The sequence below is a fragment of the Bradyrhizobium sp. T-12 genome, from assembly GCF_058314695.1.
In genome coordinates this window covers 1-18,065 of the sequence record NZ_JBZFQJ010000002.1, presented here as the reverse complement: position 1 = coordinate 18,065, position 18,065 = coordinate 1, and the positions used below count along the sequence as shown (strand labels likewise).

The 18,065-nt window shown below is 59.4% G+C and carries 13 protein-coding genes and 3 pseudogenes; 10 read left to right on the top strand and 6 right to left on the bottom strand.

Annotated features, from left to right (window positions below):
• Positions 1-14: 14 nt before the first annotated feature.
• Positions 15-368, bottom strand: coding sequence for an IS66 family insertion sequence element accessory protein TnpB (gene tnpB / locus AC0WRY_RS34285; RefSeq protein ID WP_128929788.1), 354 nt, complete (start codon positions 366-368; stop codon positions 15-17).
• Positions 365-826, bottom strand: coding sequence for an IS66-like element accessory protein TnpA (gene tnpA / locus AC0WRY_RS34280; protein ID WP_128929789.1), 462 nt, complete (start codon positions 824-826; stop codon positions 365-367). The genes tnpB and tnpA overlap by 4 nt, the downstream gene beginning before the upstream one ends.
• Positions 827-1,267: 441 nt before the next feature.
• Here tnpA and AC0WRY_RS34275 point away from each other — a divergent pair, with 441 nt between their 5' ends.
• Complete coding sequence (locus AC0WRY_RS34275) at positions 1,268-1,429, top strand: helix-turn-helix domain-containing protein (RefSeq protein WP_232995617.1); 162 nt, start codon at positions 1,268-1,270, stop codon at positions 1,427-1,429.
• Between the two features lie 501 nt (positions 1,430-1,930).
• Here the strand turns inward: AC0WRY_RS34275 and AC0WRY_RS34270 are convergent.
• A pseudogene (locus AC0WRY_RS34270) lies at positions 1,931-3,079 on the bottom strand (IS256 family transposase).
• A gap of 968 nt (positions 3,080-4,047) precedes the next feature.
• Between AC0WRY_RS34270 and AC0WRY_RS34265 the strand changes: the two are divergent.
• The 9 genes and pseudogenes from AC0WRY_RS34265 to groL all read left to right on the top strand — a co-directional run bounded on the left by AC0WRY_RS34265 (position 4,048) and on the right by groL (position 13,602).
• Positions 4,048-4,470, top strand: coding sequence for a TlpA disulfide reductase family protein (locus AC0WRY_RS34265; protein WP_308421721.1), 423 nt, complete (start codon positions 4,048-4,050; stop codon positions 4,468-4,470).
• A gap of 8 nt (positions 4,471-4,478) precedes the next feature.
• The gene (locus AC0WRY_RS34260) at positions 4,479-5,222 is read left to right on the top strand and encodes a hypothetical protein (protein ID WP_308421720.1); all 744 of its coding nucleotides are present in this window, start codon (positions 4,479-4,481) and stop codon (positions 5,220-5,222) included.
• Complete coding sequence (locus tag AC0WRY_RS34255) at positions 5,219-6,265, top strand: hypothetical protein (RefSeq protein ID WP_128929790.1); 1,047 nt, start codon at positions 5,219-5,221, stop codon at positions 6,263-6,265. The genes AC0WRY_RS34260 and AC0WRY_RS34255 overlap by 4 nt, the downstream gene beginning before the upstream one ends.
• A gap of 282 nt (positions 6,266-6,547) precedes the next feature.
• Positions 6,548-7,405 carry a phosphoenolpyruvate mutase gene (gene aepX / locus AC0WRY_RS34250; RefSeq protein ID WP_128930179.1) on the top strand — a complete coding sequence of 286 codons (858 nt, stop codon included), beginning with the start codon at positions 6,548-6,550 and terminating at the stop codon, positions 7,403-7,405.
• 1,410 nt (positions 7,406-8,815) lie between these two features.
• Positions 8,816-8,995: pseudogene (locus AC0WRY_RS34245) on the top strand (DegT/DnrJ/EryC1/StrS family aminotransferase); the annotation flags it as partial.
• Positions 8,996-9,066: 71 nt separating this feature from the next.
• Entirely contained in the window at positions 9,067-9,288 is a 222-nt protein-coding gene (locus tag AC0WRY_RS34240) for an aminotransferase class I/II-fold pyridoxal phosphate-dependent enzyme (protein WP_308421724.1), read from the top strand.
• A gap of 407 nt (positions 9,289-9,695) precedes the next feature.
• Positions 9,696-10,351 (top strand): annotated as a pseudogene (locus AC0WRY_RS34235) (IS3 family transposase); the annotation flags it as partial.
• Positions 10,352-11,600: 1,249 nt separating this feature from the next.
• Entirely contained in the window at positions 11,601-11,915 is a 315-nt protein-coding gene (locus tag AC0WRY_RS34230) for a co-chaperone GroES (RefSeq protein WP_128955103.1), read from the top strand.
• Positions 11,916-11,961: 46 nt separating this feature from the next.
• Entirely contained in the window at positions 11,962-13,602 is a 1,641-nt protein-coding gene (gene groL / locus AC0WRY_RS34225) for a chaperonin GroEL (protein WP_301269862.1), read from the top strand.
• 807 nt (positions 13,603-14,409) lie between these two features.
• On the opposite strand, the gene repC is transcribed toward groL, so the two are convergent.
• From repC to repA, 3 genes are all read right to left on the bottom strand, one after another.
• Positions 14,410-15,642: a plasmid replication protein RepC gene (repC, locus tag AC0WRY_RS34220; protein WP_128929792.1), complete on the bottom strand. Its 1,233-nt coding sequence runs from the start codon at positions 15,640-15,642 to the stop codon at positions 14,410-14,412.
• Between the two features lie 195 nt (positions 15,643-15,837).
• Positions 15,838-16,857, bottom strand: a complete 1,020-nt coding sequence (gene repB, locus AC0WRY_RS34215) for a plasmid partitioning protein RepB (RefSeq protein ID WP_128929793.1) — start codon at positions 16,855-16,857, stop codon at positions 15,838-15,840.
• Positions 16,854-18,065: a plasmid partitioning protein RepA gene (gene repA, locus AC0WRY_RS34210; protein ID WP_128929794.1), complete on the bottom strand. Its 1,212-nt coding sequence runs from the start codon at positions 18,063-18,065 to the stop codon at positions 16,854-16,856. The genes repB and repA overlap by 4 nt, the downstream gene beginning before the upstream one ends.

The window sequence follows — 18,065 nt, the reverse complement described above, 5'->3', positions numbered from 1 at the left end:
GAAATCCTCTCCTCTCAGCCGACAATTGCCGGCTGCTTCACGAGCTTGGCCGAGACGCGCGTCCACTCGAGTCCGTCGAGCAGCATTGCGAGCTGTGTCGCACTGAGATGCACCACGCCTTCGCGGATCAGCGACCAGGTGAAGTGCCCCTGGTGCAACCACTTCGTCACCAGCACCATGCCGCTGCCGTCCCACGCCAGAAGCTTCACTCTGTCCGTGCGTTTGCTGCGGAACACGAAGACGTCACCACAATACGGATTCGCACGCAGCGCTTCGCTCACCAGTGCCGACAGTGTATGCACCGACTTGCGGAAATCGACCGGCTGTGTCGCCAGCACCACCTTGAGGTCAGAGCGTAGCGCAATCACCGGATACCCCGAAGCGCCGCCAGCACGGTCGACAGCGTCGCCAGCTCAACGCCCGGCTCGACCCGGATGCGCGCCCCGTTCACCTCGATCTCGACAACTCCGCAAACCTTGGCCGGCGGCGCGGCGATCTCCAAAGGCCTCGTCTGTAGCCCGGAAATACGTTCATGCTCGCCCGCTGTCCCGCTATCGATCCCGGGACCAATTTCGATTGGCTCGAAGTTCGGTGCCTTGCCCCCCACCGCCGCCGCAACTTGGCGGCGCCACACCGTAAGCAGCCCGCGCGAAACGCCATTGCGCCGCGCAACCTCGGAGATGTTCGCACCCTCCTCAAAGCTCTCTGCCACGATCCGGGCCTTCTCCTCGCTAGTCCACCGACGCCGTCGGCGCTCCCCGGTGATCACCTCGACGCGACGATAGGCGTCATCTTCCTGCCTGGCATCAAGCATGGCATTTGCCATCGTTCCACCTCCACCGATCAGCTCATGCCAGGCTTTATCGAGCGCAAACCGAGCGGCGGCTCGGTGGGGGCCACATGCCGGTTACTGTTCAGTTACACACCGCGCCGTCGCCGCAGATGAAGAGAGCAAAACGGTCCCATTCTAGGCCGCGCTCTTCTTGATCGATATCGACTGATGTCGCCGGTGCTGCAAAGGGGACGTTGAGTTTCCGACTTATGTCGCGATGCTTCGACCGCTAAGGCGACGCAAATCGATCGTCCGCCCTTTCTCAAGCATTTGTCGCCTGATTTTCTCAAGCCCCCAACTGGCATGCGGCTTGCTGGTTAGAGATTGCGATCTGGTCGTAATACGGAGCGCCTAAAACATGAACCACGATACGTCAGTGAAGCTATCCGAGCGCGAAAAACAATGCCTCCAGTTGGGGGCAGAAGGGAGATCGTCATGGGGAAGGAACTGAAGATCACCGAGAATACGGTCAATTATCATGTTAAGAACGCCCGGCAAGAGCTTGATACGAGGACCCGCGTCCTGGGTATCATCAAGGCGATACGCCTCAAGCTGATCTCAGATCCGTCGCAGGAGCGCGACGAGGATAAGGACTAGCGCGACGTCGAGCTTTCGCGACGGCCTCAAGTCCCGGGAATGCTGCGTGGATGGCATCATGCGAGCCTTGGCAACTAGTTCGCGTCGGCTCTCACCGGGGCCTTCATACGCGACACCCGGGACGCCCGCGCTGACGAAGTTCTCGTGCTAGCAGGCGCGCATTATTGAAATTGCCGAAGGAGCCATCACCGTGAACGCGCACAGGCCGTGCGGTCGAGTCGACGATCCGCTCGACCATGTCGATGAGTTGGCTCCATGATCCTTATTGGCGTCTCGCGAGCCGAAAGAGCAGGCAGAATTGGTAGGCCCGCCGCCCACGGGCTTCGAACCCTGCGTTCTTGGGATCACGCTGGAGAGCGCATCGTGAGCTTCCATGGAAAAGGAGAGTTCGCTGGTGGAGCATATCTGAGCGCGCGGCAGTTCTGTAGGCGACGGCTCAGCCCGTCGATCACGGCGTTTTGGGCGGATCGTGTTCCGTGGCGTGGTGTAGCTGGCGGCAGGTCACCGCCGATGTTCCGGCGGGTCGGAAGGCATCAGCCTGCCACAGCGGGCAGAACGACGATGATCGCTCAATGACGCGATGGTTTCCAGTGTCATGTAGCGGGCGCGCTGGAGGACCCATTGGTCGTTTTGCTCGAGCAAAAACGCACCAACGAGGCGACCGATGGCGTCTTCATTGGGAAGATGCCGACGACTTCGGTCCACCGCTTATTCCGCCGTTGAGGCCCTTGATCGGATCGGTCGAGTGGAGCTTGGCGTGGTGCGGAGCCGGGAAGCTCATATAGGCTCGCACGCCGAGCTCGGCTTCGTCCATGAGGGTCGCGAGCTTGGACAGTTTGAGGCCGGAGCTGATCGGCGACCTTGCGCCACTGCGCCCTGGCCGCTTCAACATTGTGTTGGGCGAACGCGGTGGCGATGAAGGCGGACACGACGCGCCGGCCGGCTCTTGCCGCATGCGCGAAGACGTTGCGCATGAAGGGGACGCGCGGCAGCGCTGCCGGGTCGCGTTGAGCGCCTTGCTGACGGCGGCCTTGATGCCCTCATGGGCATCGGACACAACCAGCTTTACGCCACGTAGGCCGCGGTGGGCGAGCTTGCGCAGAAAAGTCGTTCAGAACGCCTCGGCTTCGGACGGGCCCATGTCCATGCCGAGGATCTCGCGCCGGCCGTCGCCGTTGACACCGGCCGCGAGGAACACCGCGAGCGAGACGATGCGGCTATTCTGGTGCACCTTCAGGTGGGTGGCGTCGGTCCGCAAATACGGCCAGTCGCCTTCGATCGGGCAGGCGAGGAAAGCCTTCACACCTTGTCTTCGATGTCACCGCAGAGCCGGCTGACCCGGCTTTTGGAGATCCCGGTCATGCCCATGGCCTGCACGAGATGATCCACCGAGCGGTTCGAGACGCCCTGCACGTAGGCCTCCTCGTCACTGCGCTCAGCGCTTTCTTAGCCATGCGGCGCGGCTCCAGGAACCCGGGAAGTAGCTTCCTTGCGCAGTTTGGGAATGCGTAGTTCAACCGCTGGCACTCTGCTCGCCGTAGGCCGCTCCGGTCTGTACGGCGACCTCCAGCTTCATCAGCCGTTGGCGGCAAAGCCAATCATCTCGCGCAGGTCTGGGGCCTTCTCCACGGGCGCGCGAAGCTTCATCATCTCGTCGTTTCGGAAGTTGCGGGTGGTCGTGCGCAAGTGAATCCCATGTTCGGCTAGAGAGCCGTAGAAGGTTAGCAGCGCGGCACGATTATTGATAGACAATCTGATCACCTGGCCCTACTTGGCGCGGTAATTTTCCACTAAGACGTCGATCGCCGCTTCGCCGGACGCCGGTTCGGCGCCAGACAAACCTCACGCAGGAATCAGCTCGCCATCTCGAGCCGCCCCGCGGTTGCGACATTCGGCCGCGCTACTTCGATCGGGCCGCTGCCGGCCTGATCGTTCGCGACGGACCATAACCATGCCACAGGACACGGCGCTTTCGTCGGCTTCAACTCCTTTTACCGTGGCAAGATAATTTCGTGATAGCTTGCCCAGAAGTTGCCGCGGCGCGCAGGACATTGGTCACTGGGTCGTCGATCTCGTCGGGCTGACGAAATGGGATATGTTTGCAATCTCCTTCGCGGCATATCGCTCTCCTTGAGAGCTTCTGGCATGCTTCGGCACTGGCCTCGTTACCCCGCTTTTCTCATGCCGTGCGTAGCTCCCTTCTGCATGCCTTTAAACCTAAGACGTGCAACACAACGAAGTCGCGCGCTGGTCGGAGCTATCGAAGCAAGCCATGCTGGCGGACACACTGTTCGTCTTTGTCGGACCATCCGTCTAGCTCACCAGCTATACTTGTAAGTCGGCTCACAACCGCCACACCAGTGTTTGTAGGCGGCGCAAGGCGCGATCTGTGTCTAGTTTGTGACATTGGCGCCAAACGCGTCTGGTTCAGAACACTGCCCGAATTGGGCGCCGGGGGGTTTTCAAAAGTGCGATCATAGGCCTAACGCGCTCCGACCGCTGGCACACTCATTGCAAACACGCAGTACTAAGAGTGCTGAGTGCACGCACGCGATCGATGCTCTCCACCCGTTTCTTAGAGACAAGCGGTCAAAATAAGTCGCGTAGGGTTTGATAATATGTCGGACAGCAACGTGGCGCTGCGCATGGAATCTTTGGCTCCTCCCATCAAGGTGGGGAGTTGGCTGCGTGGCCAGCCCCTTGCGAACTTCGAGTGCGGGAAAGTCTACATTGTCGAATTTTGGGCAAGTAGGTGCGGACGATGTATGACGGCGGCGATGCCCTATCTCGTTCAACTGCAGGAGAAATATAAAGATTGCGGAGTTGAGGTCATCGGAGTCGCATGTGGCGAAGAAGCACCAACGGCGGACGAGGCCAGAACCAAGTTGGAGGCGTGGTTGACCGAAACGTCTCCGAAACTGAACTATCGGATTGCGTTCGACTTCACAGGCGAGATGAAGCAGCTTTGGGGAGACCCCAGTTTTGCTCCGGGATTCCCATCTCTTTCGTCGTCGATCGCGACGGCCACATCGCGTTCATAGGACATCCAATGCAACTCAATGATGTTTTGCCGAAGGTTCTTCAAGGGGTCTGGCGAACCAGCGAAGAAGCTAAAGCCGCCGACGCGAAGCGGATTGAGCAGAACCAACGGGTAGCCCGCGAGCTAACGCCCACCTCGCCAATCTACGCTAAACTTCGGGCGGCGCTGTGGGCAAAGGATTGGACGACGGCGCTCTCGGCGGTCCAAGAGGGGCTCGTCTTGATGCCGGACGAAATCGACCTTCGTGAGATTCATGTCAATCTGTTGCTTCACAAAATTCGCGACTTACGGGCCGGCTTGCCCGTCATGCGCCAATTGGTTCGTGACGCGATCGATAAAGGGTCCGAGGAATTGATGACGGTGGCTCTAACCCAACTCTTCGATCCGGCAAATGATGCCTCGCACCTCCCCCTTGCCGAGCGCTTTGCAATGGGCAGGGATTTGGCTGAACACATTTTATGGCTGAATCCACCGCAAGCCGATGGCTATAAGTTCCGGTCTTATGGGGCGATCGCTGAGTACTATTACGAGAGCGGCAACAAGGAACGGGCGATCGAGTTGATCGAACTGGCACTGACCTCGCTGAGCGATTCGAAGCTCATACAGGAAGAAGAGAGACAGTATTATGTGCGGCCGTTAATTCAGGCCCTGGCCAAGTACAGCACTGAGAAGGCTTTAGAGGCGCTTTTGTTTGGCTCCGCCTCACCGCCAAAGCTAAGGGCGAGTATTCAGACGCGTGAAAATGACGCATGAGCGACAATAAAATCACAGAGGCCGATCTGGCGCAGCTCGCCGGCACCGGGCATCGCCTGATGTACCAGATCGTCGAAATGCCCGCCCCCGGGACATTCGTGCCGTTCGTCGACGGTGCCAGCAAGGCGGCGCTAACCATCGCAGAGACGCGGGGGTCGAAAAAGATCGGGCTTTCCAATACCCTCAACCGTAAACTGATCCCGCGCAAGGGACCGGACCCGAACTGGCGCTGCCGCGAGCAGGCCCGCTTCGACCGGGGCGAATATCAAAAACCATTCTTTGCGTCCGGCGTCTGGTGGGCCGACCAGATTCCCAAAGACCATTTTCTGCATGTTTCCAGGAAGGACAAAAGCAAGATTGCCTTCACCGAGAGCGTGGAAAATGGTGAGCGAGACCTCCACACTCAGATGAAGGTCGGAACCTACCTGCAGAAGTACCTTGCCGACTTCGTCGGCGCGGACGAGATCACCCAACTCGCCAACCTGTTCGCGGCCGATCAGCAGGGCCTCGAACTGAAGCTAGCGCGAACACCGGACGAGATCGAGCATGTCTATATTGTCGGCCCGTCCAGCTGCATGTCAGGACCGGTCGAAAAGCTCGGCAAGTATGGCGGCTACGGCAATGCCACGGAGCACCCGGCGCGCGCCTATGGCGCCGGCGATTTGGCCTGCGCCTATGTGGAACGCAAGAATGAAATCATCGCCCGGTCGATCGTCTGGCCGAAGCGCAAGATCTTCACCCAGATCTATGGCGAGGATCACATGCTGCTGCGCTCGATGCTGATTCGTGCCAGCTACAAACCAGCCCATAGCGGCAAAGACTTCGAAGGCGCTCGCTTCCTCGAGCTTACGGTGATGCCATACCTCGACTTCGACATAAGCATGGAGCCACTGTACGAGGACGGCAGCACCGGCCGGCAATCCGCCAAGAGGCGGGCGCGGCTCCGCAACTACAAGCTTTACGTCGGCCGCTATAGAACCACCAAGTGGCTGTTAAGGGAGTATGCAAGCGGGCAGCGCTCGAGCGGCAGATCGGCGAGTTAATCAGGGCAGGTGCGATGTTAGGGCTTAACCGAACTCCCCGAAGTATCCCACAGCGCTCGCCAATAATTTGGTCGTTCGGTCAACTGCCACGTCTAAGCATTTATCTAGATAATGCATGTCAGCTATCGCTTGAGCCACACGAGCGCGATCGGCTTACCTCGATCGAGAACTGGCAGAACATCCCGAGAATGTCCGCCGGTCACATGTCCCAACAAAGGAGTCGCGATGCAATCACAGTCAGTTCTCGGCAACCGCCCTAAACCATGCGCCTCACTTGCAGAAATGCTGCGCGCTCAGATCTGCTCCAACCGCGACCTCTCCTTCCTCATGGAAGCTCACGATGCGCTCTCCGGCGCAATCGCCAAGCGCGCGGGATTCAAAGGTCTGTGGGCGTCGGGCCTCGCAATCGCCTCCTCTCTTGGCTACCGAGATGCCAACGAAGCATCATGGAGCCAACTCGTCGACGTGGTCGAGCGGATCGTCGACTCGACCGAACTGCCTGTGCTCGTTGACGGTGATGGCGGCTTCGGGAACTTCAACAATGCACGCCTGCTGGCACGGAAACTCCGTCAGCGCGGCGCTGCCGGCGTCGCGCTTGAGGACAGCTGCTTTCCGAAAATGAACTCGTTCATTGGCGATCGGCATCCGCTCGCAGATATCGATGAATTCTCCGGCCGTCTGCGGGCAGTGAAGGATACAGTGGCGGAAGACTTGGTCCTCGTGGCTCGGATCGAAGCCCTGATCGCCGGCCATGGAATGGACGAAGCACTGGTACGCGCTAGTGCTTACGCCGCTGCGGGAGCCGACGCGATCCTCATTCACTCGCGTAAGAGCACGGCGGACGAGATACTCTCGTTCGCGAGTTCCTGGCAGAACCACCGACCTGTCGTAATCGTTCCAACAAAATACTATCGAACGCCGGTCTCGTCATACCGTGATGCCGGCATCTCTACCGTGATCTGGGCCAATCACTCCATGCGAGCTGCGACTGCGGCAATGCGGCACGTCTGCGGCCGCATTATCGCTGAGGAAGGCGTTGCCAGCATTGAGCCAGCTATCGCGACCCTTGAAGAGATCTTCGAGTTATTAAGGTACGACGAACTCGCTCGCGCGGAAGAGCGATATCTTGACCCAGGATAGGTCTTCATCCACCCGATATCTCGTTCTCGATCGATTGTTGCGGTTCAATCGCCCTTGTCGATAGTCCCGCTTAAAGTATCTGATGATCGGCCAGGCAACGGATGTCGCCGCAGCAGCTCCGTTAATGAAAGGGTCGATCGTTTCTCCTGTCGGATCGTGGCTCGATTTCCGGGTTTCCGCACGAAACAAACCGCGGCAACCCTCTCGCCAATAGACCACGACCATTTAAGACGATGAACCAGGTGCAATTCTGGGCGCTACCCCGAGGTCGACAATCGTTGCGGCCCTGCACGATATCATCGAGTCCGGAGCTACAAGGCCCGCACAGAAAAGCTTCTTGCTTGTCTGTTCGAAAGTTGCAGCTCGCAGCCATGCATGCGACGATCTCAGGCGTTACGCCATCGACAGCACCGAAGATCTTTGAATTGCAGAGCGCATTCCACTGAAGCCAATGCCTTACAGGTTGTGCGATCAACTACCACACTTATCAATTGATATGGTGGCGTCGGTGCATCAAATATTTGACCGACGTGCGCCCGACTGCTCACACGTCACTTGCAAGGAATTCCGCATGCGACCCGAATCACAGTCTGTTCTTGCCAATGCACGTGATCAATGCGCTGTACAATCGACCGCAGAAATGCAGCACGGTCAGTGCGTCCTCTCCTTTAGCGTGGAAGGGCGTGATCGGCTCGCTGACACGATCATCCGGCGCGCAGGTTCCACATTCCACCGATGTGCCACGCCGATTGGCCACGACGGAGTCGCTCGCGCGCTGTTGGTGAACACCGCCTCAGTAGCGGTTTCGAGCACATTGGTTTGGCGTTGCGGTTTCCGATACTCCGGCGGGAGGACGTTCTGCTGCCCTTTTCAATCGAAAGGACGCATTGCCTGGATTGAGGAGGGAGCGCCTATCTCGAGTGGCTATGAGGCTTCATCTGCTGCGGAGTTCGCCGTAATCGAAGCGCGACCTATGACTGAGCAGATCGCGAAATGCGGCCGAGTGGTTCGATCGTGAAAGACCACAATCAGCTCAGGAGGAGCGCCTGCTGGCGCAACCACTGTCTTTGCTTTTAGGTTCGGGCACTGCCGCCGCTCGTGACGCAGCTAAGTTAGCTGCCGATGGCGCCGTCCGATCATCGATCTGGCGGCGGGTGAAGTGATCATCGATCCACCATCATCGGCCCGCGAGGGGGCAATTGCCGCCATCAAGGCCAAGATAAACCGCTATACGGATGCCATCGGCCTGACGCCGCTTCGCAGCGCCGTTGCCGAAAAGCTGTCATCGGAAACCGGCATCGGCTGGCATTTGAACGATATCGTTATAACTGCTGACCTGCCACTGAATGTTCATCCAGCGGCAGTTAGAGTCTCGAAGCGGATGCAAAACAAGGGCTGCTCAATGTTGCGTTGGCTCTGCTGGATCCGGGTGACGAGGCCATCGCCATTCGTCCCTGCCGGCCGACATTCCCGTCCCAGGTTCTTCTCGCTGGCGCAAAACCCGTGTTCGTTGATGCCCGCCCGCCCCGATATAATTCCGATATTGACGCAATCCGCGCCGCTGGTACACCGCGCACGAAATCCATTATCGTCAACTCGCCCAACAATCCTACTGGTGCAGTCTATGATCGAAGTACCCTTCGAGCTATCGGAGGCCTCGCATCAACTACCAGTTATGGATCTTTTCCGACGAATGCTATTCCAGCTTCGTATTCACTCGTGAGCGCCATGAATCGATTGTCATGGCGCAGCCCGGCGTACGTTCACGGACGATCCTGGTCAACGCTTTCTCCAAGGAACTGGCGATCACTCGCTGGCGACTGGGCTATTTAGCAGCCCCCCGGAGATCGTTTCTGCGGCCAGGAAGTTGCAGGGACATATGACCTCGAACGCCAATGTGATCGCGCAGCACGCGATCATGCACCACCTCAAAATCCATGACGGCTGCTCTGAGCGGCTGATGCATCGGCGCCTTTCTGACGCTCGTGAGATAGGACTTCTGCACCTCCTCCGAATAAGTGGACACCTGTAGTAGCTCAGAGAGCCCGGAGGTATCGAATGCCAGAACGTCAACTTCGATGGTTCACAGAGGACTACAAACGCTAGGCCGTTGAACTGGCGGTATCGAGTGGTCGATCGATCGGATCGGTCGCCAAGGAGCTCGGTCTGCGCGGTGCTGCGCCGCTGGATAGACAAATTCCGGCAGGAGCCGGCATCGGCGGCGTGGCGGCCCACCACGCAGGCGACGCCGATGCCGAGATCCGGCAGGTCCATCGCGAGAGCAGCCAGCGGCAGTTCTCGAGTCCACGCCGCCCTGCGGACGCGGGGACGTGGGCCAGCCGTGGCCGGATCGAACGGCTGATGCGACGGCATGGCATTCGGGCGATCATGGCGCCGCCATGTCGCGTCCGCACCACCGACAGTCGCCACAATCTGCCGATCGCACCAAACCTGATCGCGCGCGACTTCACCGCCGCGGCCCCAAACCGGGTCTGGCTGGCCGATATCACCTACGTCCCACGGCGGAGGACTGGCTGTACCTGGCAGCCGTCATGGACCTCTTCAGCCGCAAGATCGTCGGTTGGGCGATGCCGGATCACATGCGGGTCGAACTCGTCTCCTCCGCACTGACGATGGCGCTTCGCCAGCAGCGGCCGGACGCCGGATTGGTCCATCATTCCGATCGCGGAGTGCAGTACGCTTCACACGAGTATCGCGCGGCCCTTACCGCCGCGGGCCTGACGCATCGACTGCTACGACAATGCCCCGATGGAGAGGTTCTTCCACACCCTCAAGACCGAGCTCGTTCATCATCGTCAGTACCAGACCCGTGCCGAAGCCCGGCGCGACATCTTCGCCTTCATCGCGGGCTTCTCCAATCGAACCAGGCTCTATTCCGCCATCGGATATATCCCTCCGATCGAGATGGAGCTAAAAGCCGCTTAAACCCGTCCGCTTTCTCGGGGGAAGATCAGAGCGCAAAAAGAGGTCAGTCTGACGCACTATCGAGATTGAAGACCGCGTTGAGCGGGGCGACTAACGGCGAAAATCGAAGCATTGTTGCTGATGGATGTTAGGCTCCGAACCACATCTTTCGTCTTGTCTGCAATGTTCTTTGTCCGTCACTTGCGCTCGCTGTCGTGACAATCGGCATTTCTTCTCTCCGCACAGCCGGGACACCCGAGGACCCAACAGCATACAACCTATCGCCACGGCCGATTCAACCCTCATGCGAGCCATCCTGGTGTGAGATAGTTGCAGTAGCTACGCTATCGCCTTGTTTGCTACCTTCAAACTCGCGTCACCAATCCTCTCAAGGTGATGCGGGGGCGGACTCGGCGTATCCCCCGATCCAGTCGTGTGCCGCCCCCACTCTTCGCGAGCGGTCTGAAGAAGATGCGGTGAAACCGGGGGCGTTGCATCTCGTTGCCTCCCCGGAAGCCCATCTCGTCGCAATATAAGACGCGAGAAGCATGCGTATACGATCATCAGCATCACCGCGGAAGAAGGGCGGACGAAGCGCGATTGAACTTTGCGTGAGCGCTGATCTCGTCTTGATTCAGTTCTCCCGCGCGGGCGTTTCGTTCAGCTCCTTGAAGAGGTCGCCGCCGGCCCCTGGCCGCTTTCATCCAGCTCCGGTCAACTGCCAAGGTTAGCGATGGAGCGAGATGAAAAAAGGCGCTATTTTTCAAGATCGGCTTGCCTAGAACGAGACGGCATCCCGAACCTGTTCACACTCCTTGGCTGTTGCGGATGTCGCGGCTAACTCGATGAGAATTCCGTCCACTGAAGCAAGCCCGGCGAACTCCTGTTACGTCGCGCGTTCATCAGCGCTAGGGTTCGTTTCGGCCGGAGCCGTATCCGAGCAGTCAATGAGACCAAGAATGGCTTTAGCAACTACTAAGACTCTCGAGCGCACCAATGTCTGAGCGTTCTTCCAGGCCAAGAGCATCCGCCGCGAAATCGTGCAGACCTCGGCCGAGCAGGGCAACCTCACACTGCGCTAATAGCGGCCGGGCCAGTTAGCTACGATAAATGATTCTGGCAGAGACGACTTCTGAGTGTGATTTTTTGCTGGAAGCTCTTGCTCCTGTAGAAGCCCCGTCCTATTTCAGCTGCGTCTGCGCTAGCACTCGTAGGCATCGATTGCTCACAAGGTTGAAGTCTCAACTCGTGCAAATATTAGGAGGACTGCATGAAATTCCGTCCGCTTCACGACCGCGTCGTGGTCAAGCGCATCGACGCAGAAGAGAAGACCGCTGGCGGCATCATCATTCCCGACACTGCCAAGGAAAAGCCCTCCCAGGGCGAAGTCGTCGCCGTCGGCCCCGGTGGCCGCGACGAAGCTGGCAAGCTGATCCCGATCGACCTGAAGGTCGGCGACCGCGTGCTGTTCGGCAAGTGGTCCGGCACCGAGGTCAAGATCGACGGCCAGGACCTGCTGATCATGAAGGAGAGCGACGTGATGGGCGTTCTCGAGGTCGCCGAGTCCAAGAAGAAGGCGGCTTAAGAGCCTCCCTCCTCCCTCCAGTCAAACACCTTAAGGAAAATTCCAGATGGCAGCCAAAGAAGTCAAATTCTCGGTTGAAGCGCGCGACAAGATGCTGCGCGGCGTCGACGTCCTCGCCAACGCGGTGAAGGTCACGCTCGGTCCGAAGGGCCGCAACGTCGTGCTCGACAAGTCGTTCGGCGCTCCCCGCATCACCAAGGACGGCGTCACCGTCGCCAAGGAGATCGAGCTCGACGACAAGTTCGAGAACATGGGCGCCCAGATGGTGCGCGAAGTCGCCTCGAAGTCCGCTGACGCGGCCGGCGACGGCACCACCACCGCCACCGTGCTGGCCCAGGCGATCGTGAAGGAAGGCGCCAAGTCGGTCGCCGCCGGCATGAACCCGATGGACCTCAAGCGCGGTATCGACCTCGCGGTCGAGGCTGTGGTTGCAGACCTCCAGAAGAACTCCAAGAAGGTCACCTCGAACGACGAGATCGCCCAGGTCGGCACCATCTCGGCCAACGGCGACCAGGAGATCGGCAAGTTCCTCTCCGACGCCATGAAGAAGGTCGGCAACGAGGGTGTCATCACCGTCGAGGAAGCCAAGTCGCTCGAGACCGAGCTCGACGTCGTCGAGGGCATGCAGTTCGACCGCGGCTACATCTCGCCCTACTTCGTCACCAACGCCGACAAGATGCGCGTTGAGATGGACGACGCCTACATCCTCATCAACGAGAAGAAGCTCTCCTCGCTGAACGAGCTGCTGCCGCTGCTCGAGGCCGTGGTGCAGACCGGCAAGCCGCTGGTCATCGTCGCCGAGGACGTCGAAGGCGAGGCCTTGGCCACGCTTGTTGTGAACCGTCTGCGCGGCGGCCTGAAGGTCGCGGCCGTCAAGGCTCCGGGCTTCGGCGATCGCCGCAAGGCCATGCTGCAGGACATCGCGATCCTGATCGGCGGCCAGGCGATCTCGGAAGATCTCGGCATCAAGCTCGAGAACGTCACGCTCAACATGCTCGGTCGCGCCAAGAAGGTGATGATCGACAAGGAGAACACCACGATCGTCAATGGCGCCGGCAAGAAGGCCGACATCGAGGCGCGCGTGGCCCAGATCAAGGCGCAGATCGAGGAGACCACCTCGGACTACGACCGTGAGAAGCTCCAGGAGCGTCTTGCCAAGCTCGCAGGCGGCGTCGCGGTGATCCGCGTCGGCGGCGCGACCGAGGTCGAGGTGAAGGAGCGCAAGGATCGCGTTGATGACGCGATGCATGCGACCCGCGCGGCTGTCGAGGAAGGCATCGTCCCGGGCGGCGGCGTCGCCCTGCTCCGTGCCTCCGAGCAGCTCAAGGGCCTGCGCACCAAGAACGACGACCAGAAGACCGGCGTCGAGATCGTGCGCAAGGCGCTGTCGGCTCCCGCTCGCCAGATCGCGATCAACGCCGGTGAAGACGGCTCGGTGATCATCGGCAAGATCCTGGAGAAGGACCAGTACGCCTACGGCTTCGACAGCCAGACCGGCGAATACGGCAACCTGGTCTCCAAAGGCATCATCGACCCGACCAAGGTGGTCCGCACCGCGATCCAGAACGCAGCCTCCGTTGCAGCGCTCCTGATCACCACCGAAGCCATGGTCGCCGAGCTGCCGAAGAAGGCCGCTGCCGGCCCCGCGATGCCCCCCGCCGGCGGCATGGGCGGCATGGACTTCTAACGACGAGTCGTCCCGGACGCGGTGCAGCGCGCAAGCGGTGTACCGCCGATCCGGGATCTCGCTGAGCAAAATCCAACAGCACAAACCCTGGCAGCAATGCCGGGGTTACCCTTTTTTAGGCGTGGACCGTCTAAACGGCCGGCACGATTGGTTCCGTTGCGCATTGCCTTCGTGCCTTGGCTGATCGTCAGATCAGGTTTTTGTTTACCCACACGGCAGGTCGCAGATGAGAAACGTTAGCCTTATAATTCTCGGACCTGAGCATTTCGTTTAGACTCGCGGACGCATGGTCGCGCGGCTTATAGAGCTATGCTCGAGCGCGGCGCAGCATTATCGAGGCATATCACTCGGCCAAAACTCGTGGGCGCTGGCGGCGACGAGATGCCCGACGACACGGGCTGATACCGCAACAGGTGTTTACCTGGCGCCGGCAACAAAAGCGGACGTTCCGCAGTTCGTACCGGCGGTGGTCGACGCCATGGCGCCAGCCGTGGCTGCGCGCCATGACGTAAAGACAGCGATGCAAGGCCAAGACAGATTCGAAGGGCTTAATTGGCGGCGGATAATTGCTGCGCTGCGGCGAACGAATCAGGCGCCTTGAGGTCGTTGCAAAACGACGGCGCATACGATCTAATCTGTGGGTGTCACCGCTCATTAGCCCGTACGCAATGTTGGCCTGACGTTTCTTGAGGTGCTGTCGCCTTCGCGCCCAGTCCGTTAGCCAAGACCTCTTCAAATTGAACCTCAACATCAAACCTGCGACGGCCCGAGCCGCTGGGCCCAAGAGACACTTACCTAGACTAGCCGTTAGGCCCTTCGTTTTTCGTGCAGTCGTGAGTTGATCTGCGCCATTAGGATTGGCCCGAGCGAGAATTCGCCGGCCTCGGCTTTTCGCGTCAGCCCCCGCAGATATCCGCCGGCTGAACGGATGACCTCCCCTCGCTGCAGGATGCAGCCGACCACAATTGCAGCCTGAGTCTCCCCCATGACGCTCTGCGCCTCCTCCCACGCGCTGGGACTGATGCCAAGCATGGATCGAACGACCGCCGCAGTCGCAATGAAATCGCGCCAGTTTGAAATCCCTCCCTTGGCGTAGTCGACGATGTCTGGACATGCGCTCAAGACCATACCCAAAGGATAGGAGCCTTCCGCAAATCGCGCCGGTTGTGGTTGCGGCTCGGTACTCGCCGCCCTGCCTTCTTGGAGGCTAGGTTCAAGTTCAGTAAGAGTGTTTGGGTTTGAATTCTGTAAGTGACGCTCAGTATGGGACTCATTGGCGCTCATATTTGCTGCTTGGACGTGAGTTTCCAGCAGATTGAGGACGTCGTCGGCAAGCTGCGATAGTTCGTCGGCGATCGCCTCAAGTTCTTGGCAGGTCGCCCGGCGTGGAATCGTCTCGACGATCGAACGGAATGCCCGATGCACCTCGTCCCAATCAGCCGGCCCCTTCCATTCCCTGTGGGTCGGCACGTTTTCCTCGATGCCCGTTGCAATCATCTTGGCGATGTCACGACGGCAGAGTGTGATGCGCTCGCGCGCATGTTTGATAGCACGAGCCTCCGCTTTGATTTCCTCAGCCAGCCTCTCGAACTCTTCGGCGCGAACGACGAGTGGCGACAAGTCAAAGCCAAAGGCGCGCTCGATGTCACCGCCGCTGCCTTTGCGAGCGTAGCGCTTGCCGTTCGGACTATCCCTGCGAACGATGAGCCCGGCGTCGACAAGCACAGCGAGATGACGCCGCAACGTGGACACCGGCATGCCGTGAGCTCGCAGCGTCAGCTGATTGTTTGACGGAAACACGATGAGGTCACCCTCACCCGTGAGCGTAGTCTCGGGATGAAAGCTGAGCAGAGCATCCAGCACCGTCAGCGCACGCTCAGAGATACCGAGGCGCGGCCTTGCGATGCAGATGGCCTGAAAGATCTTCCATTTATGGACGATCTTTTCCGATGGCCTGGTCGATACTGCGACTTGTGTTGCCACATGGGCAAGCTTCAACGAGCGCCGCCCAAAGGGCGTCGTTGGGGCACGTGATTGCATGTCTTTGCCTTATGCGGGCAAAGAAAATCTGCTCGCCGAAACGGCGCCGTCTCTCACAAGACTCTTGACTATGGTGCGCGGAAGTGATTCTCTTTAGTCGCCAAACTACGAAGAGAGGCTTCCGGGACGGTGACGTTGCGGGGGCCTTTTTTCTTTTGCCGTGCTGCTCCTGGTTCGCGGTTGTTCATGAGGCGGCTAAGCCCCGGTGGTCTCCTCGGATCTGTCCGATTTGCAAAACGTCTCGAACAGGTTCGGAAGCTGGGTGATAAGAAAGTCCGCGAACAACGCCGGGACCTTCTTGTCGATGGTCAACTTGAGTTCTCGATCGCCCTGACGGACCTGAGCGATGCGCTGTCCATCTGAGGCGAGCACAGCAGACGATCGCGCGAATTGGCGAGTTGCAGCAGGTTTATTCGCGGCCGAGAACACCGTCAGAAATCTGTCGTCTGACTCACGGCCGGCGAACTTGTCGTCCCCGATCGCCGCCCTTACGCGGTCGATCACCGACGCATCCGCCAAGAGATCAGCAAAGCTCTGCCATCGCCCGCGGCCAACCTTTGGGGCCTTGCCAATAGCATCGATAATGTCGGGCGGAATGGATCTCGCAACCGCAATCAGTTTTGACGCTTCGGCCCTATCGACTGCGAGCGCGTCTTGAACGACTGCGCGCTTGTGCCCGGCATCTTCGATGCGCATTGCGAACATCGCGCGCTCGATGAAGCTCAAATCCTCCCGCGGCGCGTTCTCAAGGCCTTGTGCCACGACGAGGGCTTCGTCGGAGAGCGGTTTTAGGATCGCTTTGACGGCAATACCCAGCTCGCGCGCGGCACGCACCCGGCGATGACCATAAGCGCTCTGATATCGTCCCGGCATTGTCGGATGCTTGCGGACGAGGACAGGAACCTCCTGGCCGATCTGCGAAATCGATTGCTTGAGAAGTTCGTAAGAAGCCGTGTCGTCGTCGCGAAAACGATCAGACACGGGCGAGGGATCTATCAGACCGGGATCGATCTCTACGATCGTCGCGCCAGATGTGAGCTTGTCCCGAAGCTCCTGATTCTCCTTCTCAACTTCTGAGAAAGATTCCTTCAGCGAGCGCACAGCACCTGACGACACCCGCGCCAGCGGCGCTGGTGCTGTGTTGTCAGCTGACAACGGACTCGTCTGAGGTGCGGCAGTAAAAAGCCCCCTGATAGCATCCGTGCGCTTGCTCATCGTCCCCACACCTTCTTCAGCAGCTGCACGATCTCCGCATTGATAGCATCGACAGATTCAACCGCCCTGTCATAGGCGCCGCGTCCGACGGATCCGCGGTCAAGCTCATAGAGCGATTGTTTTGTCAGGCCAGCATTGGAGATCGCAGTGGATTTCCAGGCTGTCGCTTGCAGCACGTTTTCGCGGAACAGATTGCGCAGCAGCGCAACGATCTGAGCCTCAGGCACGTCATTCGGATCATGGCGCGTGATCACATAGCGGATGAAATCGTGATCGAGGCGGCCGCCCGCCTCCTCGATGACGGACATCAAATCCGACGTCATCAGAAGGAATTGGCTCATCGATGCGACATCGACCATCTGCGGGTGGATTGTCACCAGCATCGCCGTCGCCGCATTCAAAGCGCCCATCGTCAGGTAGCCGAGCTGAGGTGGGCAGTCGATCACCACGACATCATAGTCGTCGCTTACCTGATCGATTGCGCTCGCTAGGCGGCGAAAAAAAAGATCATGTCCACGTTCGCGGCGCTCGACCATGGCGCGCGGCGTGTGATGCTCAAACTCCATGAGTTCGAGATTGCCAGGCACTAGGCCTATACCCTCGAAATAGGTCGGCCGCACAACTTCACGCATGGGGCGGCGCTGGTCGTCATAGCGGATGGCGCCGTAAATGGTTTCGCTTTGCCCAATGTCGAATTCCGGCTGATAGCCGAACATGGCCGACAAAGAGGCTTGCGGATCGAGGTCGATGGCCAGAACTCGAAAGCCGGAAAGGGCGAGATATTGGGCCAGATACAGGGCGGTCGTTGTTTTGGCCGAGCCGCCCTTGAAATTAGCGACCGTGATGATTTGAAGCTTTTCGCCGGGGCGCCGCCGTGGGAGAAAATCAACTGCCTCCCGCGGGCGGGCTGCAGCCAGATAGGCCCGCAGCTCATTCACTTGAGCTAAGGTATACGACCGCCGCCCGCCATGACCGATCGCGGGGGCAGGTCCCAGGCCGTCGAGGGAAAGTTGCCGCAAATAGCCGTCTGACACGCGAACGATCTTGGCCACCTCTCCGGAGGAGAACGGGCGAAGAGTCTTGGCAGCCGCTGGTGGAAAAAGGGCGGCGCCCAACGAGCGGAGTTGACCAGAGAGTAGAGTGGCATGGCAGGAAATGCGCGCGCTCGCTGTCTCCGGCCACCCCTCCTCTGTCTCAAAAACTCTCAT

What these genes read in the sequence shown, in the direction of transcription:
- AC0WRY_RS34255 (WP_128929790.1), top strand. Translation starts at nt 5,219, where the DNA reads ATGAGCGACAATAAAATCACAGAGGCCGATCTGGCGCAGCTCGCCGGC.
- AC0WRY_RS34265 (WP_308421721.1), top strand. Translation starts at nt 4,048, where the DNA reads ATGTCGGACAGCAACGTGGCGCTGCGCATGGAATCTTTGGCTCCTCCC.
- repA (WP_128929794.1), bottom strand. Translation starts at nt 18,065, where the DNA reads ATGAGAGTTTTTGAGACAGAGGAGGGGTGGCCGGAGACAGCGAGCGCG.
- groL (WP_301269862.1), top strand. Translation starts at nt 11,962, where the DNA reads ATGGCAGCCAAAGAAGTCAAATTCTCGGTTGAAGCGCGCGACAAGATG.
- AC0WRY_RS34275 (WP_232995617.1), top strand. Translation starts at nt 1,268, where the DNA reads ATGGGGAAGGAACTGAAGATCACCGAGAATACGGTCAATTATCATGTT.
- AC0WRY_RS34260 (WP_308421720.1), top strand. Translation starts at nt 4,479, where the DNA reads ATGCAACTCAATGATGTTTTGCCGAAGGTTCTTCAAGGGGTCTGGCGA.
- AC0WRY_RS34230 (WP_128955103.1), top strand. Translation starts at nt 11,601, where the DNA reads ATGAAATTCCGTCCGCTTCACGACCGCGTCGTGGTCAAGCGCATCGAC.
- repC (WP_128929792.1), bottom strand. Translation starts at nt 15,642, where the DNA reads ATGCAATCACGTGCCCCAACGACGCCCTTTGGGCGGCGCTCGTTGAAG.
- tnpA (WP_128929789.1), bottom strand. Translation starts at nt 826, where the DNA reads ATGGCAAATGCCATGCTTGATGCCAGGCAGGAAGATGACGCCTATCGT.
- repB (WP_128929793.1), bottom strand. Translation starts at nt 16,857, where the DNA reads ATGAGCAAGCGCACGGATGCTATCAGGGGGCTTTTTACTGCCGCACCT.
- aepX (WP_128930179.1), top strand. Translation starts at nt 6,548, where the DNA reads ATGCTGCGCGCTCAGATCTGCTCCAACCGCGACCTCTCCTTCCTCATG.